The organism is Azospirillum argentinense (genome assembly GCF_000632475.1).
Classification (GTDB): Bacteria; Pseudomonadota; Alphaproteobacteria; order Azospirillales; family Azospirillaceae; genus Azospirillum; species Azospirillum baldaniorum.
Map to the genome: position 1 here is coordinate 914,669 of NZ_CP007793.1, position 22,401 is coordinate 937,069.

General features: G+C 68.4%; 20 protein-coding genes and 2 tRNA genes. 15 read left to right on the forward strand and 7 right to left on the reverse strand.

Annotation, left to right across the window (positions count from 1 at the left end):
• Window positions 1-120 precede the first annotated feature (120 nt).
• Window positions 121-1,467: a YihY family inner membrane protein gene (locus ABAZ39_RS04315; protein WP_038527040.1), complete on the forward strand. Its 1,347-nt coding sequence runs from the start codon at window positions 121-123 to the stop codon at window positions 1,465-1,467.
• 19 nt (window positions 1,468-1,486) lie between these two features.
• On the opposite strand, the gene ABAZ39_RS04320 is transcribed toward ABAZ39_RS04315, so the two are convergent.
• Window positions 1,487-2,503, reverse strand: a complete 1,017-nt coding sequence (locus ABAZ39_RS04320) for a radical SAM/SPASM domain-containing protein (RefSeq protein ID WP_038527043.1) — start codon at window positions 2,501-2,503, stop codon at window positions 1,487-1,489.
• 137 nt (window positions 2,504-2,640) lie between these two features.
• Here ABAZ39_RS04320 and ABAZ39_RS04325 point away from each other — a divergent pair, with 137 nt between their 5' ends.
• The 4 genes from ABAZ39_RS04325 to ABAZ39_RS04340 all read left to right on the forward strand — a co-directional run bounded on the left by ABAZ39_RS04325 (window position 2,641) and on the right by ABAZ39_RS04340 (window position 5,671).
• The gene (locus ABAZ39_RS04325) at window positions 2,641-3,777 is read left to right on the forward strand and encodes a sialidase family protein (protein ID WP_038527046.1); all 1,137 of its coding nucleotides are present in this window, start codon (window positions 2,641-2,643) and stop codon (window positions 3,775-3,777) included.
• Window positions 3,778-3,850: 73 nt separating this feature from the next.
• Window positions 3,851-5,011 carry a phosphoserine transaminase gene (locus ABAZ39_RS04330; RefSeq protein WP_038527050.1) on the forward strand — a complete coding sequence of 387 codons (1,161 nt, stop codon included), beginning with the start codon at window positions 3,851-3,853 and terminating at the stop codon, window positions 5,009-5,011.
• A gap of 53 nt (window positions 5,012-5,064) precedes the next feature.
• Entirely contained in the window at window positions 5,065-5,337 is a 273-nt protein-coding gene (locus ABAZ39_RS04335) for a ribbon-helix-helix domain-containing protein (RefSeq protein WP_038527053.1), read from the forward strand.
• The gene (locus ABAZ39_RS04340) at window positions 5,318-5,671 is read left to right on the forward strand and encodes a type II toxin-antitoxin system RelE/ParE family toxin (protein ID WP_051657796.1); all 354 of its coding nucleotides are present in this window, start codon (window positions 5,318-5,320) and stop codon (window positions 5,669-5,671) included. Before ABAZ39_RS04335 ends, ABAZ39_RS04340 begins: the two co-directional genes overlap by 20 nt.
• 32 nt (window positions 5,672-5,703) lie before the next feature.
• On the opposite strand, the gene ABAZ39_RS04345 is transcribed toward ABAZ39_RS04340, so the two are convergent.
• Entirely contained in the window at window positions 5,704-7,179 is a 1,476-nt protein-coding gene (locus tag ABAZ39_RS04345; protein WP_247874977.1) for a TrkH family potassium uptake protein, read from the reverse strand.
• A gap of 123 nt (window positions 7,180-7,302) precedes the next feature.
• The gene (locus ABAZ39_RS04350) at window positions 7,303-9,012 is read right to left on the reverse strand and encodes a hypothetical protein (RefSeq protein ID WP_038527056.1); all 1,710 of its coding nucleotides are present in this window, start codon (window positions 9,010-9,012) and stop codon (window positions 7,303-7,305) included.
• A 293-nt stretch (window positions 9,013-9,305) separates the two neighbouring features.
• Between ABAZ39_RS04350 and ABAZ39_RS04355 the strand changes: the two genes are divergently transcribed.
• The 4 genes from ABAZ39_RS04355 to ABAZ39_RS04370 all read left to right on the forward strand — a co-directional run bounded on the left by ABAZ39_RS04355 (window position 9,306) and on the right by ABAZ39_RS04370 (window position 14,661).
• Window positions 9,306-10,469, forward strand: coding sequence for an ATP phosphoribosyltransferase regulatory subunit (locus ABAZ39_RS04355; protein WP_035674841.1), 1,164 nt, complete (start codon window positions 9,306-9,308; stop codon window positions 10,467-10,469).
• A gap of 91 nt (window positions 10,470-10,560) precedes the next feature.
• A complete protein-coding gene (locus ABAZ39_RS04360; RefSeq protein WP_038527059.1) occupies window positions 10,561-11,853 on the forward strand; it encodes an adenylosuccinate synthase in 1,293 nt (430 codons plus the stop codon).
• A gap of 203 nt (window positions 11,854-12,056) precedes the next feature.
• Entirely contained in the window at window positions 12,057-14,099 is a 2,043-nt protein-coding gene (locus tag ABAZ39_RS04365) for a serine/threonine-protein kinase (RefSeq protein WP_081862875.1), read from the forward strand.
• A 34-nt stretch (window positions 14,100-14,133) separates the two neighbouring features.
• Window positions 14,134-14,661, forward strand: coding sequence for a hypothetical protein (locus ABAZ39_RS04370; RefSeq protein ID WP_038527065.1), 528 nt, complete (start codon window positions 14,134-14,136; stop codon window positions 14,659-14,661).
• A 145-nt stretch (window positions 14,662-14,806) separates the two neighbouring features.
• On the opposite strand, the gene rpoH is transcribed toward ABAZ39_RS04370, so the two are convergent.
• Together rpoH and ABAZ39_RS04380 are read right to left on the reverse strand one after the other, a co-directional pair.
• Window positions 14,807-15,691 carry an RNA polymerase sigma factor RpoH gene (rpoH, locus tag ABAZ39_RS04375; protein WP_038527068.1) on the reverse strand — a complete coding sequence of 295 codons (885 nt, stop codon included), beginning with the start codon at window positions 15,689-15,691 and terminating at the stop codon, window positions 14,807-14,809.
• Window positions 15,692-15,874: 183 nt separating this feature from the next.
• Entirely contained in the window at window positions 15,875-16,927 is a 1,053-nt protein-coding gene (locus tag ABAZ39_RS04380) for an RluA family pseudouridine synthase (RefSeq protein WP_038527071.1), read from the reverse strand.
• A 46-nt stretch (window positions 16,928-16,973) separates the two neighbouring features.
• Here ABAZ39_RS04380 and ABAZ39_RS04385 point away from each other — a divergent pair, with 46 nt between their 5' ends.
• The 4 genes from ABAZ39_RS04385 (at window position 16,974) to ABAZ39_RS04400 (ending at window position 18,601) form a co-directional block, all read left to right on the forward strand.
• Window positions 16,974-17,297 (forward strand): hypothetical protein, encoded by a 324-nt coding sequence (locus tag ABAZ39_RS04385; protein WP_038527073.1) that lies wholly within the window; start codon window positions 16,974-16,976, stop codon window positions 17,295-17,297.
• Window positions 17,294-18,343, forward strand: coding sequence for a threonine aldolase family protein (locus tag ABAZ39_RS04390; protein ID WP_038527076.1), 1,050 nt, complete (start codon window positions 17,294-17,296; stop codon window positions 18,341-18,343). Before ABAZ39_RS04385 ends, ABAZ39_RS04390 begins: the two co-directional genes overlap by 4 nt.
• 68 nt (window positions 18,344-18,411) lie before the next feature.
• A tRNA-Glu gene (locus tag ABAZ39_RS04395) sits at window positions 18,412-18,487 on the forward strand.
• A 38-nt stretch (window positions 18,488-18,525) separates the two neighbouring features.
• Window positions 18,526-18,601: transfer RNA gene (locus ABAZ39_RS04400), tRNA-Glu, on the forward strand.
• A gap of 72 nt (window positions 18,602-18,673) precedes the next feature.
• On the opposite strand, the gene ABAZ39_RS04405 is transcribed toward ABAZ39_RS04400, so the two are convergent.
• Window positions 18,674-19,684 (reverse strand): transglycosylase SLT domain-containing protein, encoded by a 1,011-nt coding sequence (locus ABAZ39_RS04405; RefSeq protein ID WP_247881625.1) that lies wholly within the window; start codon window positions 19,682-19,684, stop codon window positions 18,674-18,676.
• A 636-nt stretch (window positions 19,685-20,320) separates the two neighbouring features.
• Between ABAZ39_RS04405 and ABAZ39_RS04410 the strand changes: the two genes are divergently transcribed.
• Window positions 20,321-21,025, forward strand: a complete 705-nt coding sequence (locus tag ABAZ39_RS04410) for a sigma-70 family RNA polymerase sigma factor (RefSeq protein WP_081862876.1) — start codon at window positions 20,321-20,323, stop codon at window positions 21,023-21,025.
• A gap of 202 nt (window positions 21,026-21,227) precedes the next feature.
• Here ABAZ39_RS04410 and ABAZ39_RS33870 read toward each other — a convergent pair whose 3' ends face one another.
• Entirely contained in the window at window positions 21,228-21,392 is a 165-nt protein-coding gene (locus ABAZ39_RS33870) for a DUF1328 domain-containing protein (RefSeq protein WP_035674837.1), read from the reverse strand.
• A 330-nt stretch (window positions 21,393-21,722) separates the two neighbouring features.
• On the opposite strand from ABAZ39_RS33870, the gene ABAZ39_RS04420 reads away from it, so the two are divergent.
• Window positions 21,723-22,376 carry a hypothetical protein gene (locus ABAZ39_RS04420; RefSeq protein ID WP_038527079.1) on the forward strand — a complete coding sequence of 218 codons (654 nt, stop codon included), beginning with the start codon at window positions 21,723-21,725 and terminating at the stop codon, window positions 22,374-22,376.
• Window positions 22,377-22,401 lie beyond the last annotated feature (25 nt).

The window sequence follows — 22,401 nt, forward strand, 5'->3', positions numbered from 1 at the left end:
CAGAGTATGCTTTGAAAAGTGGGCCGCATCCTACACGAAAGACCGGCCCGGTCAAACCAAGGCGGGAGGCGTCCTGTGGCTGAAACCGAAGGCACTTCGAAAGGGGCGTGGAACCCCTTTGTGCGCATTCGGGAAATCGGCGGCTTCATCGCCTATTCCTCCATGCGCTTCTACAACGACAACTGCTTCCAGACCGCGGCCTCGCTGACCTACACCTCGCTGCTAGCGCTGGTGCCGCTGATGACCATCGGCTTCGCGATCTTTTCGGCCTTTCCCGCCTTCAACGCGCTGCAATCGCGCATCCAGACGCTGCTGTTCAAAAACCTCGTGCCGGAGAACAGCGACGCCATCCTGCAATATCTGGCGGCCTTCATGGCCAACGCCGGGCAGATGCCGGTGTTCGGCATCGTTGGGCTGGCGATGTCCGCGGTCCTGCTGATCTGGACCATCGAGGGGTCCTTCGCCACCGTCTGGCGGGTGCGGGAACCGCGCTCCTACGTCACCCGCATCCTGTCCTTCTGGGCGGTGGTGTCGCTGAGCCCGCTGTTCGCCGGCGCCAGCCTGTCGCTGTCCAGCACCCTGTGGGCGGTGCTCCAGTTCGCCCATCTGGAGGGCTTCGCCGACCCGCTGGTGGGGATCGGGGCGATCCTGCCCTTCATGCTGCAGCTGGTCGGCTGCACGCTGCTCTACGTCATCATCCCCAACCGAGACGTGGGGTGGATGGACGCCGCCTGCGGCGGGGCGGTCGCCTCGCTGCTGCTGGAGACGTCCAAGGCGGGCTTCGCCATGTACATGAAGGAGTTTCCCGCCTACCAGACCATCTACGGCGCGCTGGCGACCGTGCCGATCTTCCTGTTCTGGCTCTACATCGCCTGGTCGACGGTGCTGTTCGGCGCGGTCATCACCGCCTCGCTGCCCGAATGGCGGGCCGGCAAGATCACCCGCGGCGGGCCGGAGGGGCTGCTGCCCGCCCAGCGGCTGGGTCTGGCGCTGGCCGTCCTGCACGAGCTTCTGGAGGGGACGCGGCTGGGCGTCGGCTTGCGGCGGCGGACGCTGGTCGGGCGCGTGCCGGTCGGCACGGTGCTGATCGACGGCATCCTTGAGCAGCTTCGCGACGCCCATTGGGTGGCCCACACCACGCACAACGCCTGGGTCGTCACCCGCGACCTCAGCGAGGCCACGCTCTACGACCTGATGAAGGCGCTGGGCATCGGCCTGCGCGGCTCCGTCCGCGGGCTGGGCGGGCTGGAGCTGCCCTGGCAGGACCGCACGGCCCAGCTGCTGGAGCAGGCGGAGCGCGACCAGGAGGAGATCCTCGGCGTGCCGATCAAGGACCTGCTGTCCGACCGGCCGCTGGAGGTGGAGCCGCTCGAAGCGGGGGCTCGGGAACCGGACCCGCAGGATTCCGGGACGGTAACGGGGGAGGGGTCCGGTGCGGTGCCGTTGCGTGCGAAGCGCTGGCCGTAAACGCCGGCATTGTGGGCGCTTAAACCCGGTACTTGGCGATGAGGTCCGCGGCGAAGCCGTCCAGGTTGTTGTCGGCGGGCAGGGTCTGGACGTAGGAGCAGCCGCGGCAGGCCTCGATCTCGTCGCGGCGGCCCTCCAGATGCTTCAGCCGGAAATCGCGCAGCCGCTCGCCGTTCCAGATGTCGTGCAGCGACTCCTCGGCGACATTGCCGACGATGGTCCCCATGCGCCAGTCGGCGCAGCACACCGACACCTCGCCGTTGAAGTTGATGGCCAGCTTCAGGAAAGGCTCGGAACACACCTTGCGGGCGGTGTCGGGGGCGGCGGCGAAGGCGCTCTCCTCGGCCAGCGCCTCACCGTGCAGGGGATGGACGAACAGGCTGTCGGCGATCGGCGTGAAGGTGTCGATGAAGCTCTGCCGCTCCTCCTCCGTCAGCTCCACGTTGATGATCTTGCAGTGGAGGTGGAAGTCGCGGCCCAGCTCCGTCTTGCGGCGGTAAAGATAGGCCACGTTGTCCACGATGGTCTGGAAGCGGTCGAAGCGCTGGGTGACCCGCTTGTACATGGCGTCGCTGGCGCCGTAGACGGAGACTCGCATGGCGTCCAGCCCGGCGGCCAGCAGGGCATCCGCCCGCTCCGGCGTCAGCAGGGAGCCGTTGCTGGTCATCTCGACGTGGCGGGCCAGGCCGCGCGATTTCAGACGATGGACCATGTGTTCGATCCGCGTGTTCACCAGCGGCTCGCCGTCCTTGTAGAGGTGGACGGACTTGATCGGAGCGTCGAATTCGGCGATGTCGTCGGCGATCTTGCGGAACAGGTCGAACTTCATGGCGCCGCGCGGCCGGCCGACTTCCTTCAGCAGCTCCGGGTTGCCGGTGGCGCAGAAGACGCAGCGGAAGTTGCAGCCGTTCGACGGGTCGATCAGCAACGAGAAGGGGGTGGTCAGCGGCAGCACCTGCGACAGGTCGTTGCGGTCGCGGTGGCGGCCGTAGGGGATGTTCGCGGGGGCGGCCGTTTCGGTGCTCACTTCGGTCATGACCTTCGCCGGGCGGGGCTGCGGAAAGCGTGTGACTAGCAAGGGATCACGCGCACCGTAAAGGAATCCTTCATTGCGGCAAACGGACAGTGGCCGGGCGTCCCCAATGCCGCGGGCGCGAGGTGGATTCCAGGGGTATGCTCGACATTCTTTCGCATCGCGTCGTCTACAGCGACCGGCGCTTCTACGCGTCCTTCCCCTCAATGGCGACGTTGGCCGACGGGCGGGTGCTGGTGGCCTTCCGGCGCGCCCGCGATCACCGCTGGCTGCACGGGGAACCGGCGGAGGGCAACGGCGACTTCACCAGCGTCGATCATGTGGATTCGCGCTCCCACCTCGTGATCCAGTCCTTCACCCCGGATTTCGAGCCGGAGGGCGCGCCGCTGCCGCTGCCCACCGACCCGGAGGCGGGCGATCAGGACCCCAGCCTGCTGGTCCTGCGCTCGGGGCGGATTGTCCTGGGCAGCTTCGGCTGGTACCCGATGTCGGCGCGCCACGGCCTGCGGCTGCGCGAGAAGGGCGTCCACCTGCTGGGCAACGCCGAGACGTCGGGCACCTTCTTCCTGTTCTGGGGCGGCAGCACCCGCGTCAGCGACGATGGCGGGCGGCACTGGTCGGCGCACCGCTACCTGCCGGAGTTGCCGGACCAGGGGCCGATCCTGCCCGGCCTGCGCCCGATGCTTGGCGGCGCCGTGCGCGGCCGGGCGGTGGAGGCGCCGGACGGCACGCTGCTGATGGCGACCTACACCGGCGGCCCCTACACCAGCTACCTGTTCGCCTCCCGCGACCAGGGGGAAAGCTGGGCGCTGCGCAGCACTATCGCGCGCGATCCGGCGGGACGGGCCGGCTTCTGCGAGACCGCCCTGCACCTGACCGCCGACGGGCAGCTGGTCGCCTTCCACCGCACCACCGGGCTGGGCGACCGCCTCGCCACCTCCGTCTCCCGCGATTTGGGGGAGAGCTGGGCGCCCTGGATCGAGAGCGCGGTCATCGGGCATCCCTACGACGCCTGCCCGCTGCCGGACGGGCGGCTGTTCGTCGTCTACGGCTACCGCCACCAGCCCTATGGCGTGCGCGCCCGCGTCTGGGACAGCCGGCGGGAGACGCTGGAAAGCGCGCCGGAGATCATCGTCCGCGCCGACGCTCCGTCGCCCGACGTCGGCTATCCCTGGGCGACCGTTCTGGCGGACGGGCGGGTGGCGGTCTGCTATTACATCTGCGACGCGGCGGGCACGCGGCACATCCAGGCGACGCTGCTGCGCGTGAGCGGCTGATTGACGGGGTCCCGCGCACCTCCTATCGTCCCCGGCCATACCGCAATCCCATGTTCCGGGGAGTAGAGTGTCCATGAAGCCCGCCCGCCGGCCGTCGAACCCGCTGTTTTCCTCCGGCCCCTGCGCCAAGCGGCCCGGCTGGTCGCTGGACGCCCTGGACGGCGCGCTGCTCGGCCGCTCCCACCGCTCGAAGCCGGGCAAGGCGAAGCTGAAGGAGGTCATCGACCTCACCCGCGCCGTGCTGGCGATCCCCGGCGACTACCGCATCGGCATCGTTCCGGCCTCCGACACCGGAGCGGTGGAGATGGCGCTGTGGAACCTGCTGGGTGAGCGGGGCGTGGACATGGTGGCCTGGGAGAGCTTCGGTAAGGAGTGGGTGACCGACGTCACCAAGCAGCTCCGCCTGTCCGACGTGCGGACCATCCAGGCCCCCTACGGCGAACTGCCGGACCTGTCGCAGGCCGATTTCAGCCGCGACGTGGTCTTCACCTGGAACGGCACGACGTCGGGCGTGCGGGTGCCGGACGGCGACTGGATTCCGGCGGACCGCGAGGGTCTGTCGATCTGCGACGCGACCTCCGCCGCCTTCGCCATGGACATTCCCTGGAGCAAGATCGACGTCGCCACCTGGTCCTGGCAGAAGGTGCTGGGCGGCGAGGCCGCGCACGGCATGCTGGTGCTCAGCCCGCGCGCCGTGGCGCGGCTGGAGAGCTTCCAGCCCGACCGCCCGCTGCCCAAGATTTTCCGCCTGACCAGTGGCGGCAAGCTGATCGAGGGCGTCTTCGTCGGCGACACCATCAACACGCCGTCCATGCTCTGCGTGGAGGACGCCATCGACGGGCTGCGCTGGTCGCTGTCGGTCGGCGGCCTGACCCAGCTCATCCGCCGGTCGGAGCAGAACCTGCGCATCGTCTCGGAATGGGTGGCGGCCTCGACCTGGGCCGGCTTCCTGGGGGACGATCCGGCGACGCGTTCCTGCACCTCGATCTGCCTGCGCTTCACCGACCCCGAGGTGACCGCCCTGACGCCGGAGGCCCAGGCCGACTTCGCCAAGAAGCTCGCGGCACTTCTGGAGAAGGAGGAGGCCGCCTTCGACGCCGGCTCCTACCGCGACGCCCCTCCGGGCCTGCGCCTGTGGGGCGGTGCCACGGTGGAGAACGAGGACATGGAGGCGGTCCTGCCCTGGCTCGACTGGGCCTTCGCCACGATCAAGGCGGAGACCTTCGGGCGCTGAACCTTGACGTTGGTGCTACTGGGTAGTACTTGGTTGGTGAGGGAGGGCAACGCATGACCGTGAAGACCTCGATCTCGCTGACCGACGAACAGGAAGCCTTCGCACGCAGCCTTGTCGAGACCGGGCAGTATCCAAGCCTCAGCGCGGTGCTCCAGCGCGGTCTCGACATGCTTCGGCGCGACACCGAGAGAAGCAACGCCGAGATCGAAGCGCTGCGGATCTTGATCGACCAACGCCGCGCCGGTGCATTCGTCGATCTTGATGACGGTGAAGCGGAAACCCGGGCGATGTTGGAGCGCAAGCGGCGTGCGCGTGCGGCTCTATAAGGTCCGCCGTGCGGCCTCCGTCACCCGAGACCTCGACCTGATCGAGGATCATCTCGTTCAGGCTTATCGAGACCTGGGTGACGATGGGGAGCGCGCGATGGAACGGGCCGCCGTGCGGATCGGCGACGCCCTTTCCTACATGCGGACCTTCGAGGCCCATCCGCATCGTGGCACCGAGCATCCGGAAATTCGATCCGGCATCCGCACCGTCACCAGTCGAAATTTCATCTTCTATTTCCAAATCGATGAGGGGGTGGTCGAGGTCAGGATTCTCGCCGTCTTCTTTGGTGGGGTGAATCACAGCCAACAGATTCTGGACAGGCTGCGCGGCTGAGTCGTTTCTGCGCGGCCATTTTCATGGCCCGGTCAATCCCGCCAGAAGCTCGGCAGGATCAGCACCAGCACGGTGAAGACCTCCAGCCGACCCAACAGCATGGCGAAGCTCAGCACCCATTTCGCGGCGTCGGGCAGGGGGGCCATGGTGCCCGCCGGGCCGACCACCGGCCCCAGCCCCGGCCCGGCGTTCGCCAGTGCGGAGGCGACGGCGCTGGCCGCGCTCAGGTAGTCCACGCCCATTGCGGCGACCAGGAGCGACAGGATGCCGAAGGCCGCCATGAAGGCGAAGGCGAGGTTGATGACCGAGCCGACCACATCCTCGTCCAGCACCTTGCCCTGGTAGAGCGGGACCAGCACGCGGTTCGGCTTCAGCATCCGCTGCATCTGGTTCAGCATCGACAAGGCCAGCACCTGCCAGCGGAAGACCTTGATCGACCCCGCCGTCGATCCGGTGCAGCCGCCGATGAAGTAGAAGAAGAAAAAGGCGACGACGGCGAAGCTGCCCCAGGTCGAATAGTCGGTGGAGACGAAGCCGGTCCCGGTGATGATCGAGGTGACGTTCACCGCCGAATGGCTCAGCGCGTCCCGGAAGGGCAGGCCGACCACCGTGAAGGCCCACACCGTCATGGCGCCCCCGGCCACCAGCAGGATCGCCAGCAGCGCGTTCACCTGGCTGTCGCCGGAGAGCGGCGCGTTGCGCTGGCCGCGCAGCAGGCGGATGTACCAAGTCAGCGGCAAGGCCCCGCAGATCATCGAAACGGTCGCCACCCACAGCACCGCGTGGGAGTCGAACCAGCCGAGCGAGGCGTCCTTGGTCGAGAAGCCGCCGGTGGCGATGGAAGCCATGGCGTGGTTGATCGCGTCGAACCACGTCATGCCGGCCAGATGGTAGGCCACCGCCGACAGGATGGTCAGCGCCAGATAGATCATGGCGATGGCGCCGGCGGTGTCCTGCACCGTGGCGAAGGGCTTGTCGCCCTTGTCGGAGGACTCGGTGCGGAAGAGCTGCATGCCGCCGACCCGCAGGATGGGCAGCACCGCGATCGCCATGACGATGATGCCGACCCCGCCGAACCAGTTCAGCAGCGAGCGCCACAGCAGGACCCCCGGCGGGGCGTCGTCCAGCCCGACGATCACCGTGCCCCCGGTGGTGGAGAGGCCCGACATCGCCTCGTAATAGGCGTCGGTGAAGGACAGGCGGGCGGCGGAGATCATGAAGGGCAGGGCGCCGAAGGTCGCCAGAACGCACCAGGACAGCGTGGTCAGCAGGAAATGCTGCTTCACGGTGAAGCGCGCGTGCTCCTTGCTCGACGTCGCCAGCACCATGCCGCCGCTGACCGCCAGCGTCGCCGCGCTGGAACCGACGAAGGCCGTCCAGTCGCTGTTGCCCACGGCGGCGTCGGCCAGCGCCGGCACCAGCATGCCGAGCCCCAGGATGGTCAGAAGGATGCCGATGATGTGGAAGACCGGTCCCAGCGCAATTCCATTGCCGACGCCATTGCCCAAGGCTGTGCCCTTCGTCGCCGCGGAGGCCGATGGCGGCCCCCCGTCTTTGCCGATGTAATGCGCTGATTATCCAAAGGGGCGGGTGCTGTCCATCGGCATCGGGGCGGTCGGACCGTCCGAGGTTCACACGAAACCGGCTTCTCCCAACATGCGGTAGAACTCCCGCAGGGCGCGCTGCTGCGCCGCCGCGTCGGGCAGGTCCTCCACGTATTTCCGGTCGAATTGCGGTTGGCGAAGATGCTCGACCACGCGGCGCCGGACCATCTCCAGGGCCCGCCGGCTGCGCAGGATTCCCGGCGCGCAGACCTGCAGCAGACGGTTCGCGCGCAGCCGCAGCGCATCGCCGGGATCGTCCAGCCGCTCCACCACCCGGTCCTCGGTGATGTAGGCCACCAGAAGCGCGTCGAGGTCGCCGGTCAGGCGGGTCCGCGCATCCTCCGGAAGCGCCGAGTCGGCGGCTTGGCAATAGAGCAGGGTCAGCGCTTCCAGATTGTCGCGCGGCGGCAGGCGGGGGTGGATGAAGCGGCCATAGCCCGCCGGGTTGCCGGTCAGCGCGTGCAGCAGCCGGGCGATGTCCCCGGCGTGCCCATGGCCGAGGTCAGAGTCGGCCAGCGCAAGCAGGAAGCGCACCCGGTCCCGCGCGTCGGGGATGCGGCCGGTCACCTCCGTGATGGCCTGCTTGCGGCCCGGCGCCCCGCCGCCCTCCAGGAAGCGCAGGTAGCGCAGGACCAGCGCCTCCGCCATCGGACCGCCCCCGGCCGGCCCGTCGGGGCCGAGCGTGCGCTTCAGGATCTCCTGGAAGGCGTCCATCTCCAGCGACGGGTCGGAGCGGTAGAGCGGCTGCGTGCCCTTCAGTTGCCGGCGCACCAGATCCAGGATAACCAGCCGCGTCTGGTCGAGGTCGTGGAAGGCGAGAAGCTCGTTCAGTTGGACGGCACGATCATCCTCCGCCCGTTTGGCCGGGGACAGGCGGCCCCGCGACAGGTCGATCAGGTTGCACAGCGCTTCCGCGAGGCTGCCCTGGACGCCCAGAAGCTCCTGTGCGACGGAGGGGGCGCCCAGAACGTCGGCGATCACGCCGTCGAGCAGCCCCAGCGGGCGGTCGGCCGCGGTCCCGCCCTCCCGCGCCAGCTCCCCCAGGAAGTCCAGCTTGGCCAGCCAGTTGCGCATCTGCACCAGCTCGCGCGACAGGACCACGCAGGCGAGGAAGTCGCGCTCCGCCGCCGGCAGGCTCGAATCCAGCCGGTCGAACATGGGGCGGAAGCCGGTGGCGGCGATGGCCGGCAGGTCCTTGCGCGCGGCGGCGACGCGCGCCCGGTCGGTCAGTTCGTGCATCAGCAGGTTCAGCGCGTCGCGTCGCCCGCGCCCGTCCGTCCCGGCCTTTTCCGCCTGGAGCGCGGCGACCCGACCGACTGCGGTGGGCACGAGGTTGTCGGTGTTGAGAAGCCGCGCCAGTTCCGCGTGGTTGTGCAGCACTTCGGTCGGGGTGACCACCGCGCGCTCCACGTAATTGCGCAGGACGCGGTTCATAGCCATCCGGCTCTGCACGCCGTAGCAATGGTCGAGCGTGAGGCAGAGCGCCGGCGCCTCGTCGATGGGGGAGGCGGCCACCGTGCGGGAGACCTGACGGAACTCCACATGGACTTCCGTCTCGACATGGCGGCCGTCCGGGCGCCGCCAGTCGCGCACCACCCGCATGCCCTCGACCTTGCCGCCGGACAGCGCCTTGCGGCCGAAGACCAGCGCCTCCGCCTCGGTATCGAAGCGGCCTTCGAGGACCCAGTGGTCCTGGGCGTAAATCTGCACTTCGTAGCTGGCGGACGCGCGTGCCATGGTGCCATTGCCCCGCTGCTGCCGGCACGGTTCGTACACAGGATGCCGGAGATTTCGCATCAAACTCAACAAAGATTAGATTGGAATGCATTCATGTTCCGAACCGCGCCGGACGGGCGCCTGTCGTCGGCGCAGGGGAGACGGGCATGAGCCGCGGGGCTTTTCCGTTTGCATGAGGAAGGCGGGGTGGGGTATTGACCCGCTCCGTATGCCCGAGCACCGCATGCCCACCGGACGTGCGGGCTCTCGCCATGCCGACGGTTTGCCACCCATTCGACGAGACGACGCAGGCCATGCCCGCTGATTCCCTGAGCTCCGCCCTGTTGCCCGCCGGCCTGCACGACGTGCTGCCGCCCGAAGCGGCGCACGAAGCGGCGGCGGTGGCGCGCCTGCTGGCGGACTTCACCGCCCACGGCTACGAGCGCGTCGAGCCGCCGCTGGTCGAGTTCGAGGACAATCTGCTGTCCGGTTCCGGCGCCGCCATGGCGAAGCAGACCTTCCGGCTGATGGACCCGCTGTCGCAGCGCATGATGGCCGTGCGCGCCGACATAACCCCGCAGATCGTGCGCATCGCCACCACCCGGCTGAAGAACGGCGCCCGCCCGGTGCGGCTGTGCTACGCCGGGCCGGTGCTGCGCGTGAAGGGCTCGCAGCTCCGCCCGGAGCGGCAGATCACCCAGGTCGGCGTCGAGCTGATCGGCCCGCTGGAGGCCGAGGCGGACGCCGAGGTGATCCTGCTCGCCGCCCACGCCCTGGAAGGGGTGGGGGTGCGGCACCTGTCCGTCGATCTCTGCGTTCCGACCATGGTGGCGCGCGTCTGCCGCGGCCTCGGGCTCGGCGAGGAGGAGACCGCCCGCCTGCGCGAGGCGCTGGACAAGAAGGACGCCGCGGCGGTGAGCGCGGTCGGCGGTCCGGCGGCCTCGCTGCTGCAAACGCTGATGGCCGCCTCCGGCCCGGCGGAGCGCGCCATGGAGGTTCTGTCGGCGCTGCCCCTGCCGGAGACGGCGGAGAAGGACCGGCGCCGCCTGACCGACGCCCTGCGCCTGCTGCGCGCCGCGCGCCCCGATCTGACGATCACCGTCGATCTGGTGGAGCACCGCGGCTTCGAATACCAGACCGGCCTCAGCTTCACCCTGTTCGCGCGCGACGTGCGCGGCGAGCTGGGGGCGGGGGGCCGCTACCGCGCCGGCGTGCGTCCGGGCGTGGAAGAGGAGGGCGAGCCGGGGACCGGCTTCACCCTCTACATGGACACGCTCCTGCGCGCCGTTCCGGCGCCGGAGCCGGCCAAGCGCGTTTATGTGCCGCATGGCACCTCCTGGGCCGCAGCGGGCAAGCTGCGCGCCGAGGGCTGGGTCACCGTGGCGGGGCTGGCCCCCGTGGCGGACGCGGCGGCGGAGGCCCGACGGCTGGACTGCGGTCACCGTCTGGACGGCGGCACGGTCACGCCGCTGACTTGAGACTTCACGATGAGGCTTCCCCCGCAAGGTCGGGGGATGCCTTTGCATGGGCAACGTTTTCTTTCTGCCTTCTTTTTTTGCGGAGACACACATGGCCAACGTGGCGGTGGTCGGCGCCCAGTGGGGCGACGAGGGCAAGGGCAAGATCGTCGACTGGCTGTCCAGCCGGGCCGACGTGGTGGTGCGCTTCCAGGGCGGTCACAACGCCGGCCACACGCTGGTGATCAACGGCGTGACGTACAAGTTGAGCCTGCTGCCTTCGGGCGTGGTTCGGCCGAACAAGCTGTCGATCATCGGCAACGGCGTCGTCTTCGACCCCTGGGCCTTCATCCGCGAAGTGACGGCGATCAAGAGCCAGGGCGTGGACGTGTCCCCCGCCACGCTCCAGGTCGCTGAGAACGTTCCGCTGATCCTCCCGGTCCACAGCGCGCTCGACAAGGCGCGCGAGGAGGCCCGCGGCGCCGGCAAGATCGGCACGACCGGCCGCGGCATCGGCCCGGCCTATGAGGACAAGGTGGCCCGCCGGGCCATCCGCCTCTGCGATCTCGGCGACGAGGCGGTGCTGAAGGAGAAGGTGGACGCCCTGCTGGCCCACCACAACCTGCTGCTCCGCGGCCTGGGTGCTGCGGAGATGAAGCCGGCGGACCTGCTGGACCCGCTGCGCGAGATCACCCCGCAGGTGCTGCCCTACGCCTCGGTCGTCTGGAAGACGCTGGACGAGCTGCGCCGCGCCGGCAAGCGCATCCTGTTCGAAGGCGCCCAGGGCCAGATGCTCGACATCGACCACGGCACCTATCCGTACGTCACCTCCTCCAACACGGTGGCCGGCAACGCCGCCGCCGGCAGCGGCATGGGCCCGCGCGCCGTCGGCTATGTGCTGGGCATCTGCAAGGCCTACACGACCCGCGTCGGTTCCGGCCCGTTCCCGACCGAGCTGTTCGACGACGTCGGCGAGCTGATCGGCCAGCGTGGCAAGGAGTTCGGCGTGGTCACCGGCCGCAAGCGCCGTTGCGGCTGGTTCGACGCCGTGATGGTGCGCCAGGCTGTGAAGACCGGCGGCATCGACGGCATCGCCATGACCAAGCTGGACGTGCTGGACGGTTTCGACGAGATCAAGGTGTGCGTCGGCTACCGTCTGGACGGGCAGGAGCTGGATTACTTCCCGGCCAACGCCGGCGCCCAGGCCCGCGTCGAGCCGATCTACGAGACCTTCGAGGGTTGGAAGGACAGCACTCAGGGCGCCCGCTCCTGGGCGGAGCTGCCGGCCCAGGCGGTGAAGTACGTCCGTCATGTGGAAGAGCTGATCCAGGCTCCGGTGGCCCTGCTGTCCACCAGCCCGGAGCGCGACGACACCATCCTGATGAACGACCCGTTCCAGGATTGATGTGAAGGTGTAGGCCTTGGGCCCCCTCCCTAACCCTCCCCCACCTTCGGTGAGGGAGGGGACTATCTCCCTCTCCCGCGAAAAGCGGGGGAGGGTCGGGGAGGGGGCCCGATGCGACCACTTTCCCCGCGTTAACAATTTGTTTGCCCTTTTCGAGCGACTAAGGCTGGCACACGCTCGCAGGCTCCGGGGATTCGAACGCCATGCCATCCGATGCCATGACCGCAGCCGCCGCGGATCGGATGATGGCGAACGCCGAGCCGGTCAAGCTGGCCGAGCGGTACGAAATCCACCCCAGCGCGCCGCTCGCCGCTCTCAACGCCATCGGCGGCAACGCCTACACGGCCAAGCCGCTGCGTGACAAGCGGTCCGAAGCCTTCGCCATCATCGGCCACGGCGCCACGCTGGCCCGCACCGACATCGCCGCCACCATCGCCAGCCTCGACAACCAAGCCCACATGCGCCTGCTCGACTGGGGCATGGTGGACTGGCCGGCGAGCCAGGGGCGCCGCCTCTGCATGATCTTCGAGCGTCCGGCGGGCAAGCGGTTGATGAACAGCCTGACCGAGGCCACGGACCCGATCCCCGAAGATCATCTGACCCGGCAGATTATCCACCCGCTGGTCGCGGCACTGAAGGAGCTGTCGAGCCGCGGCGTGGTCCATGGCGCGATCCGCCCGACCAACCTCTATTACCGCGATCTGGCCTCCAGCAGCCTGATGCTGGGCGAATGCCTGTCCACCCCGCCGGGCTACGGCCAGACGGTCCTGCTGGAGACGGTGGAGCGCGGCATGGCCTCGCCGGCCGGGCGCGGCACCGGCACCATGGCCGACGACCTCTATTCGCTGGGCGTCACGCTGCTGCTCCTGCTGCTGGGGCGCAACCCCGTGGGGGCGGCGGAGGACGAGGCGATCCTCCAGGCCAAGATCGAGCGCGGGTCCTACCCGGCGCTGGTCGGCCAGATGCGCCTGCCGCTGGCCATCAGCGAGGTGATCCGCGGCCTGCTGGTGGACGATCCCAAGCAGCGCTGGACGCTTCAGGACCTCGACCTCTGGGTCGCCGGGCGCCGCCTCAGCCCGAAGCAGCCGCAGGTGCCGCGCCGCGCCGCCCGTCCGCTGGAGTTCCAGGGACAGGATTACTGGCATTGCCGGACGCTGGCCCGTGCCTTCGCCCGCCATGTGGCGCCCGCCGCCACGGTCATCGAAGGCGGCGAGCTGGACAAGTGGCTGCGCCGCTCCATGGGCGACGACGCGCGGGCCGAAGCGGTGGCGAACGCGGTGCAGACCGCCTCGACCACCGGCAAGGGCGGCAGCATGGCCGAACGGCTGGTGTCGCGCGTCTGCATGGCGCTGGACCCCGGCGCACCCATCCGCTACCGCGGCAAGGCGATGATGCCCGACGGCATCGGCACCATGCTGGCCGAAGCCTTCCTGCGCGGCGAGTCGCCGCAGCCGTCGGCCGAGGTCCTGGCCAACCAGCTTCCCATGTTCTGGGTGAGCGTGCAGAGCGACTTCAAGCCGGAGTTCGTGCCGATGGTGCAGAACTTCGATCAGGTCCGCGGTCTGCTGGACCGCACGGGCCACGGTCTGGGGGTGGAGCGCGTGCTCTACGAGATGAACCCCACCATGCCCTGCATCAGCCCGCTGATCGCCAAGCAGATGCCGACCAATCCGGCGGAGCTGCTGCGCGCGCTCGACTGGATGGGAGCAGGGAGCGAGCGGCACAAGGACCCCATCGACCGCCACGTCGCCGCCTTCCTGGCGGTGCGGCACCGGCGGACCGACGAGATGCTCTACACCCAGCTCGGCTCCAGCATTGAGCCGATGCGCCGGGTGATCGCCATGCTGACCATCCTGGCCGACGTGCAGGCGCGCACCGGCACCGACGGGCTGTCGCACCTCGCCGCCTGGGTGGTGTCGCTGCTCGACCCGGCCTTCCGCCGCTTCCACAGCCGGCCGCACCAGGACAATGTGCGCAAGCTGGCCGACTCTGCCGCCCACAACGGTCGCCTCGGCGACCTGCTGAAGATCGTCGACGATCCGGAGGCGCTGCGCCGCGACAAGCTGGAGTTCGAGGCCGCCCAGATCGCCTACCGCGAGGCCGACGCCGAGATCAACAAACTGCGGCAGAGCATCGGCGACCGGAACAGCATCATCGAATCGTCCGGCCGGCAGGTGGCGGCCATCGTGTCGAGCCTGCTGTCGACCCTTCTGGTCGGCGGCATCATCCTCTTCTTCGCCTTCTGACGGCGGCCTTCAAACCAAGGATCGGGTGGCACCCATGGCGCGCGGCGGCAAGAGCGGCGGAAAGAAGAAGAAGCGCAAGGGCAGCATGCTGACGCTGATCCTGCTGATCATCCCGGCGGGTCTGGTGGTGCTGCCCACCTCGATCCTGTTCGGCATCGGCATGATCCCGACCATCGTCGCCTACGTCACCGACCGCGACCCGGAGAAATCGGCGCCGATCACCGTCGGCGGGCTGAATTTCTGCGGCTGCATGCCCTACGCCATCGAGCTGTGGAAGCACAACCACACCATCGGGGCCGCCGGCAAGATCTTCATGGACCCGCTGGCTTGGCTGATCATGTATGGGGCGGCGGCGATCGGCTGGGCGCTCTATTTCGGCATCCCGCCGATGGTGGCGAATTTCGAGGTGATGCGCGCCGAAAAGCGGGTCAGCGCCCTGAAGGACGTGAAGGTCGGCCTCGTCCAGGAATGGGGACCGGAGGTCGCCGGCGACCTGTTCGACGAGGCCGGCAGCCTCTCGCCGGACGAGCAGGATCAACTGGCCGAACCCGCGGGGGCGTGAGGGCGGCGACTTCATACAATGTCCCCTCTCCCCTCCGGGGAGAGGGTTAGGGTGAGGGGGATGTGCTTGTGCCGGACGTACCGCCACGCCCATCCCCCTCACCGGCCCTTTCGGACCACCCTCTCCCCAGAGGGGAGAGGGTTAATCACCCAGCCAGCTTCTGCTCCACCGCGGCGTTGCGGATGGCCTTCTGGAGCTTCTCGAAGGCGCGCACCTCGATCTGGCGGACGCGCTCGCGGCTGATGCCGTACTTCTGCGACAGATCCTCCAGCGTGGTGGGGTTGTCGCGCAGGCGGCGCTCCACCAGGATGTCGCGCTCGCGCTCGTTCAGGTTCTCCATGGCGGCGGTCAGCAGCTTGCGCCGCTTACCCAGCTCCTCGTTCTCGGCGAGCGAGATTTCCTGGTTCGCCGTCTCGTCGACCAGCCAGTCCTGCCACTCGCCCTCGCTGTCGGCGCGCAGCGGCGCGTTCAGCGAATGGTCGGGTGCGCCCAGGCGGCGGTTCATGTTGACGACGTCCTGCTCCGGCACGTCGAGGGTCGTGGCGACGTGGCGCACCTGCTCGGGCGACATGTCGCCCTCCTCGATGGCCTGCATCTGGCCCTTCAGGCGGCGCAGGTTGAAAAACAGCTTCTTCTGGGCCGCCGTGGTGCCCATCTTCACCAGCGACCAGCTGTGCAGGATGTATTCCTGGATGGCGGCGCGAATCCACCACATGGCGTAGGTCGCCAGCCGGAAACCGCGGTCGGGGTCGAACCGCTTCACCGCCTGCATCATGCCCACGTTGCCCTCGGAGATCAGCTCCGACAGCGGCAGGCCGTAGCCGCGGTAGCCCATGGCGATCTTCGCCACGAGCCGCAGATGGCTGGTCACCAGCTTGTGCGCGGCGTCCGAATCCTCGATCTCCTGCCAGCGCTTGGCCAGCATGTACTCCTCCTCCGCCGCGAGCATGGGGAACTTGCGGATTTCCTGGAGGTAGCGCGAGAGGTTGCTTTCGGAACTGATGACCGGAACGCTGGATGTCGTCGCCATGTTGGACCCTCTCCGACGGCTGTTGTTCGTGCCTTCTGACGGGCACACGGCCGTTCACTGTTCTGCGCCGCCTCGCCGTACGCTTGCCCGTTCGATCCGCCGAGGATGGTCCCGGATGCAAGCGTGAGCGTTGGTGGCTGTTGACGCGAAGAATAACCGACTTCTGCGCGCGGGTATAGTGGATTACAGGGATTCTAAGAAATCTGACAAATCTTTAATATCCGTGGGTAGCGGCGCCTGGAAGCGGACCGTCTCCCCTGTTGCGGGATGGCGGAAGGTCAATCCCACAGCGTGCAACGCCTGCCGTGGAAAGCCAACAAACCGCTCGCGATCGGGTTCCGGCAGGGCTGAGGCGTGCTTGCCGCCGGCACGTCCGGCACGCCCCTTGCCATAGAGCGGGTCGCCCACGATGGGGTGGCCGATGTGCGCCATGTGCACGCGGATCTGGTGGGTGCGCCCGGTCTCCAGCGTGCATTCGACCAGCGCCAGCGCCGTGCCGAAGGAGCGGACGACGCGGTAACGGGTGGCGGCGTGCTTCCCGCCGCCGGTGACCACGGCCATCTTCTTGCGGTCGCTGCTGCTGCGCCCGATGTTGCCCTCGATCCGCCCCTCGCGGGGGGAGGGGACGCCCCAGACGAGCGCCTGGTAAGTGCGGCTGAGCGTGCGGCCGGAGAATTGCTCCGTCAGCGCGTGGTGCGCGCGGTCGTTCTTGGCGACGACCATCAGGCCGCTGGTGTCCTTGTCGAGCCGGTGGACGATGCCCGGACGCCGCACGCCGCCGATCCCCGACAGGCTGTCGCCGCAATGGGCGAGCAGGGCATTGACCAGCGTGCCGTCCGGATTGCCGGCGGCGGGGTGGACCACCATGCCCGCGGGCTTGTCGATCACCAACACGTCCTCATCCTCATAGACCACGTCCAGGGGTATGTCCTGGGCCTCGGGCTGTGCAGGTTCAGCTTCGGGGATGAAAACGTCGAAAGTTTGTCCGGGCTTGACCTTCATCGACGGGTCCGTGACCGTCCGCCCGGTGCCGTCCTGCACGCAACCCTTCTCCAGCAGCGCCTGCACACGCGACCGCGACAGGCCGGGAAGCCCCGAAGCCAGGGCCTTGTCGAGCCGATGGCCGCCGACATCGTCGGGAACGCTCCAGCGCTGCCGCGTGCCTTCGCCGGTTTCGCCATCCTGCGTTCCGGTGTATTCGTCCTCATCGTCGTCGAATTCGGTGCGTTCGGGCATCGTTCGGCAAAACTCCTCACATTCGCGCGAGAGTGGACCCCAAACCGTGCAGTTCCTCAAGGCACTCATCGTCATCATGGGCGTGATGATCATCGCCGGCTTCGCGTTCCTCGGCGTCGAACTCTACAAGCGCATCAACGATCCGGAGCGCCGGGCCGCCATGGATGCCGAGCGGGCAACCGCCGCCGCCGGCCGGACGGAGGAGGTTGTGCTGGGCCTGCCGGCGGGCGCGCGCCTGGGCGAGCCGGTGGCGGTGGGCAACCGCGTCGTCTTCCGCGTCACCATACCGGACGCCGCGGACCGCCTCTATGTGATGGACCCGCGCACCGGCGCCATCGCCGTGACCGTTACCGCCGGAGCCGCGCCATGACCGACGCCTTTGTGTACGACTTCCGCAGCGACAATGTGGCCGGCGCCGCGCCGGAGGTGGTCAACGCCCTGGCCGCGGCCGCGATCGGGTCCGCCGACCCCTATGGGCAGGACCCGCTGACCGCCAGCGTCACCCGGCGCCTGTCGGCCCACTTCGAGGCCGAGGTGACGGTGTTTCCGGTCGCCACCGGGACGGCCGCCAACGCGCTGGCCCTGTCGGCCCTGGTCCCGCCCTACGGCGCGGTCTACTGCCACCAGGAAAGCCACATCCACGTCGATGAGTGCGGCGCGCCCGAGATGGCCACCGGCGGGGCCAAGCTGGTGCCGCTGGCCGGGGAGGGCGGCAAGCTGACCCCCGCCGCGCTGACCGCGGCGCTCGGCGGTGCGGGCATCGGGGTGGTCCACCGGGTGCAGCCCGCCGCCCTCAGCCTGACCCAGGCGACGGAGGCCGGCACGGTCTACCGCCCGCAGGAGGTGGCGGCCCTGTCCGACGTCGCCCACGCCCACGGCATGGCGGTGCACATGGACGGCGCCCGCTTCGCCAACGCGGTGGCCCGGCTGGGCTGCGCGCCGGCGGAGGTGACCTGGAAGGCCGGGGTGGACGTGCTGTCGCTGGGCGGCACCAAGGGTGGCTGCCTCGCCGCGGAGGCGGTGGTGTTCTTCAACCCCGCGCTGGCCGAGGATTTCGGCTTCCTGCGCAAGCGGGCCGGGCATCTGGTGTCCAAGGGCCGCTTCCTGTCGGCGCAGCTCGACGCTTGGCTGGCCGACGATCTGTGGCTCCGGCTGGCCCGCCACGCCAACGCCATGGCCGACCGGCTGTCGCAGGGCCTCGCCGCGCTGCCGGGGGCGGAACTGGCCCATCCGGTGGAGGCCAACGAGGTCTTCGTGCGCCTGCCCGCAGCGGTGGCCGACGGGCTGGAGGCGGCGGGCTACCGCTTCTACCGTTGGGAGGGCGATCTGCTGCGTCTGGTCACCGCCTTCGACACGCCGCAGGCCGTCGTGAACTCTTTTCTGAAAATCGCCAAAGATCTGTCAGAAAAGGCTTGATCGGGCAGGGTGGGTTCGCTAAAAACCCGCCACGCCGACGACGCCACGTCGTCAGACGACGAAAGACTGTCCCCTTCGTCTAGAGGCCTAGGACACCGCCCTCTCACGGCGGTAACAGGGGTTCGAATCCCCTAGGGGACGCCACTTTCGTTCGGCTGGCAACCGAGCATCGCCCGATGAAGGTCCCCTTCGTCTAGAGGCCTAGGACACCGCCCTCTCACGGCGGTAACAGGGGTTCGAATCCCCTAGGGGACGCCATCCTTTCCGGCATCAACGATCCACGGCCCGCCTTTCGGCGGGCCGTCGTCGTTTTGGGTCCTCGTTTCGGCCTCAGCGCTTCGAAGCGCCGCCGGAACGCGAGCCGCTCAACTCGGCGACCTCCTCCTGCTTGGCGGCGGGCAGACCGGCGGAGCGCACCACGCCGGGGTCGTGAGGATGGACGCGGCGCGGGTAGACGCTGTGGACCTTGACCACGTAATCCTGCGTCTCGCGGTAGGGCGGAACGCCCTTGTACTGGAGCACGGCCCCTTCGCCCGCGTTGTAGCCGGCCAGCGCCAGCGTCACGTTGCCGTCGAAATAGGCCAGCAGCCAGCGCAGATACTTCATGCCGCCGCGCAAGTTCTGCTCGGGATCGAAGGGCTTGGTCACGCCGAAGCGCTCCGCCGTCTCGGGGATCAGCTGCATCAGCCCCATGGCGTTCTTTTCCGACACCACATCCACGCGGTAGCCGGACTCCACGGCGATCACCGCCAGCACCAGATCGGGGTCGAGCCCGTAGCTGGGGGCCATCTTGGTGACCATGGCGCGGATTTCCTTGGGCGGCATGCGGATCACGCCCCAGCGCACGCTCGGCGGTTCGCAGCGGTCGGGAGCCTTCCCCGCCGCGCTCTTGCCCGAGGTGCTGACCGGCTTGACCATCCGGGTCGCGTCCTCATTGCCCAACTGGGCGGCGCGGCGCAGCCAGGAGCGGCCAAGCTCCTCGTCCTTCGACACCGCGCCACGCCCGGCCATGTGCATGCGCCCGGCGCGGTAGGCCGCCTCGGCGTAGTCCTGGCGGGCCGCCCGGCAATAGAGGGAGAGGGCCATCCGCTCGTCCCGGTTCACGCCTTTGCCGACCTCGTAGCGCATGGCCAGCTCATACTGGGCGCGGGGGCTGCCCTTGCTGGCGAGCGCCTCCAGGGCGCGGATCGTGCGCTCGCCCGAGCTCTGGAAGACGGGGGGTGGGGCCGCCGCCGTCTGGGTTGTCCCCGTCTGGGCGGGCGCTTCCTGGGCTGCCGCCGGCAGCGCCGTCAGAAAGGACGCGATCAGCCCGCCGGCGGCCAGCGCCACCGCGCTTTTCACCGCCTTGAAGCGCCTTCCGCCGATTGGTGAAATCGACCGGTCTTTCGGCGTATGCGGGAAGATCGCTGCCTTAGAGCCAACGTCCGGCTGTCCGCTAAAGACGTAATGCGATATGGTTCCGGCCAAGAGAGGAAGCGGAACACAATGAAATAAGACTTCCGCTAAGGGACGGAAACGCCGCCTATACAGAGAAGAAGAACCGCCGGCAGCGGACCTGCGGATGGATGAATGAGCGAATTCATCGTTGGCCATAGACATGGCTATCCCGCAAAGGAGATTTGAGGTCGGTTGGTGAAAGCCAGCCGGCCTTTTCCTTTTGAGCAAAGTCATGAAGCCTCCCGTATGTCCGGAGACGATACCTCATCCCCGGTCGAACGCTACGGGAGCAATCGGGCGATCCTTGGCATTTAGGGGTAATCTCGCCAAATTGTTAAGTGGCTTAGCCTTTTTCCCAACTGGCAGCCCCTGTGGTGCGCCATTACGTACTGATGGACCGACGATTGTCGTTGGAGAATCCGGTTATGCCCCGCGCGCATTCGGCGCAAGGCGGGGGCCGGAGCGATGGTTCGGGCGTTTCCAGACGCGCCCGGAATGATCGGGACATCTTTCGGTACACAGGGAGGCAGCGTTCCACCGATGGCGAACCACGTCGCGAGTTCCTTGCGCCGTCCGGCAAGCAGCCCCGCGCCGCTTGACCCCGTCGCCCTCAAGCCGGTGATGGGAAGCCGCCGTGCGGACGAGGACGAGTTGAACGTTGCGGTCGAAGCCGAGGATGGCGTCGAAGCCGACGAACCGGCCGTCGAAGACGCGGCGGAAATGCCCTCGGCGCCGTTGGCGCCCCCCGATCCGGCGATCATCGCGCAGATCGAGGCGGAGATTCCCCGTCTGCGCCGTTTCGCCCGCGCCATGGTGCGGGACGCCACGCTGGCCGACGACCTCGTCCAGGAATGCCTGGAGCGCGCCCTGTCGCGCCTGCATCTCTGGCGGCCCGGCAGCAACCTGCGCGCCTGGCTCTTCACCATCCTGCGCAACCTGCACATCAACGGCATCCGTCGCCGGCAGGCCGTCGTGGACATCGACGGGGAAGGGCAGGCGGCGATCGGTGCTGCCCATGGCGGGCAGTTCGTCCGGCTGGAGCTGCGCGACCTGAAGCGCGCGCTCGGCCTGTTGCCGACCGAACAGCGGGAGGTGGTCCTGCTGATCGGGCTGGAGGGCATTTCCTATGGCGAGGCCGCCGACATTCTCGGCATCTCCATCGGCACCGTGAAGTCGCGCCTGTCGCGCGGCCGTCGTGCCCTGCGCCAGCTCATGGAAGGGCACAGCCCGACCGACGAGGACTGATCCGTCCGAACGTCATCACCGCTCACGCCGGGCGCACAGAGAAACCGGCAACGCTCCGGATGGGGCGTTGCCGGTCAGGTGCGAGGCTAACATCGAGAGGCTTTCGGGGTACTCGCGAGCCTGGCCTTCCGAAACGGGAACGGCCAAGCAAGGGCGCGCTGCGGGAAACGCCCGCCCGGACGGTTCCGGGCGGGTGCTGGGTCTAGCGGCGCCTGACCAGGCCCAGAATCAAACTCGCTGCGAACAGGATCAGGAAAAGGAAGAACAGGATTTGCGCGATGCCTGAAGAGGCTGACGCAATCCCGCCGAAACCGAGTGCGCCGGCAATCAGCGCGATCACGAAGAAAACAAGTGCCCAATAGAGCATCCTAACCTCCCCCGCCCGGTCCGAAGCGCGTGACGGCTCGTCCGGCGCGCAGTCTGTTGAACGTCCTACTCTGTGAAGAGCGTGTCAGTATTGTGCAGAACACGGCGCCACTCTGAAAGGTTCCGCGGCGCCGTCGCCGCAAAGAGCTTTTTTTGGGTAGGGTCGGTTCCAAAAGGGGGAGGGGCATCCCGATAACGCTGGCTTGACCGCAACAACCGCCGACGAGCGCTGTTGTCGGGGTCGCCAGCCTGCTTGGTTCCGGCCGGGCGGGCGAAAAGGCGCGGCACCGCTCCGCCGGTGCGAGACGCCCTATCGAGAGAAGAGGATGCCATGAACGCCAAACTGTCCCTCGCCGTTCTCGCCGCGAGCCTGGCCGCCGCTCCCGCCGCGATGGCCCAGACCTACCAGAACAACGCGCCGCAGGTTCCCTACGAGCGTTCCAGCCCGTCGGGCCTGCCGACCACCAGCCCGCAGGTGGAAAGCCTGCCCAACGAGCGGGCCGAGCCGTGGAACGACCAGACCCGGAGCCGGATGCCGGACGGCCGCATGCCCGACCGCGTGACCAGCGGCAGCGCCGAATCCACCGTCGGCGCCGGCACCGCGGGCACCTACGGCAGCACCGGCACCTATGCGGCGCCCGGCACCTACGGTTCGACCGGCACCATGAACAACAGCATGCCGAACAGCGGCGCCATGGGGACCACCGGGTCGGCCACCGGCACCATGCCCAACACCATGCAGGGCAACCGGCAGGTCATCATGAACGTCGACCCGAACACCGCCCAGCGCGCCGAGCGCGGCCAGAACCGCAAGGAGCTGATGCAGACCTCGCTGCTGAACTACTTCAGCGCCGCCGGCTTCACCTCGGTCCGCGACTTCCGCAAGCAGGGTGAGAACTACGTGGCGGAAGCCCAGTCCGCCAACGGCACCTGGAGCACCGTGCTTCTCGATGCCAAGACCGGGACGATCTCCGAAATCCGCTGATCGCCGGACTATACGGATCTCAGTT

Excerpts from the sequence above, each read along its gene's own strand:
- ABAZ39_RS04325 (WP_038527046.1), top strand. The coding sequence starts at position 2,641 with ATGCTCGACATTCTTTCGCATCGCGTCGTCTACAGCGACCGGCGCTTC.
- rpoH (WP_038527068.1), bottom strand. The coding sequence starts at position 15,691 with ATGGCGACGACATCCAGCGTTCCGGTCATCAGTTCCGAAAGCAACCTC.
- ABAZ39_RS04355 (WP_035674841.1), top strand. The coding sequence starts at position 9,306 with ATGCCCGCTGATTCCCTGAGCTCCGCCCTGTTGCCCGCCGGCCTGCAC.
- ABAZ39_RS04360 (WP_038527059.1), top strand. The coding sequence starts at position 10,561 with ATGGCCAACGTGGCGGTGGTCGGCGCCCAGTGGGGCGACGAGGGCAAG.
- ABAZ39_RS04320 (WP_038527043.1), bottom strand. The coding sequence starts at position 2,503 with ATGACCGAAGTGAGCACCGAAACGGCCGCCCCCGCGAACATCCCCTAC.
- ABAZ39_RS04365 (WP_081862875.1), top strand. The coding sequence starts at position 12,057 with ATGCCATCCGATGCCATGACCGCAGCCGCCGCGGATCGGATGATGGCG.
- ABAZ39_RS04390 (WP_038527076.1), top strand. The coding sequence starts at position 17,294 with ATGACCGACGCCTTTGTGTACGACTTCCGCAGCGACAATGTGGCCGGC.
- ABAZ39_RS04380 (WP_038527071.1), bottom strand. The coding sequence starts at position 16,927 with ATGCCCGAACGCACCGAATTCGACGACGATGAGGACGAATACACCGGA.
- ABAZ39_RS33870 (WP_035674837.1), bottom strand. The coding sequence starts at position 21,392 with ATGCTCTATTGGGCACTTGTTTTCTTCGTGATCGCGCTGATTGCCGGC.
- ABAZ39_RS04410 (WP_081862876.1), top strand. The coding sequence starts at position 20,321 with ATGGCGAACCACGTCGCGAGTTCCTTGCGCCGTCCGGCAAGCAGCCCC.
- ABAZ39_RS04420 (WP_038527079.1), top strand. The coding sequence starts at position 21,723 with ATGAACGCCAAACTGTCCCTCGCCGTTCTCGCCGCGAGCCTGGCCGCC.
- ABAZ39_RS04350 (WP_038527056.1), bottom strand. The coding sequence starts at position 9,012 with ATGGCACGCGCGTCCGCCAGCTACGAAGTGCAGATTTACGCCCAGGAC.
- ABAZ39_RS04330 (WP_038527050.1), top strand. The coding sequence starts at position 3,851 with ATGAAGCCCGCCCGCCGGCCGTCGAACCCGCTGTTTTCCTCCGGCCCC.
- ABAZ39_RS04370 (WP_038527065.1), top strand. The coding sequence starts at position 14,134 with ATGGCGCGCGGCGGCAAGAGCGGCGGAAAGAAGAAGAAGCGCAAGGGC.
- ABAZ39_RS04335 (WP_038527053.1), top strand. The coding sequence starts at position 5,065 with ATGACCGTGAAGACCTCGATCTCGCTGACCGACGAACAGGAAGCCTTC.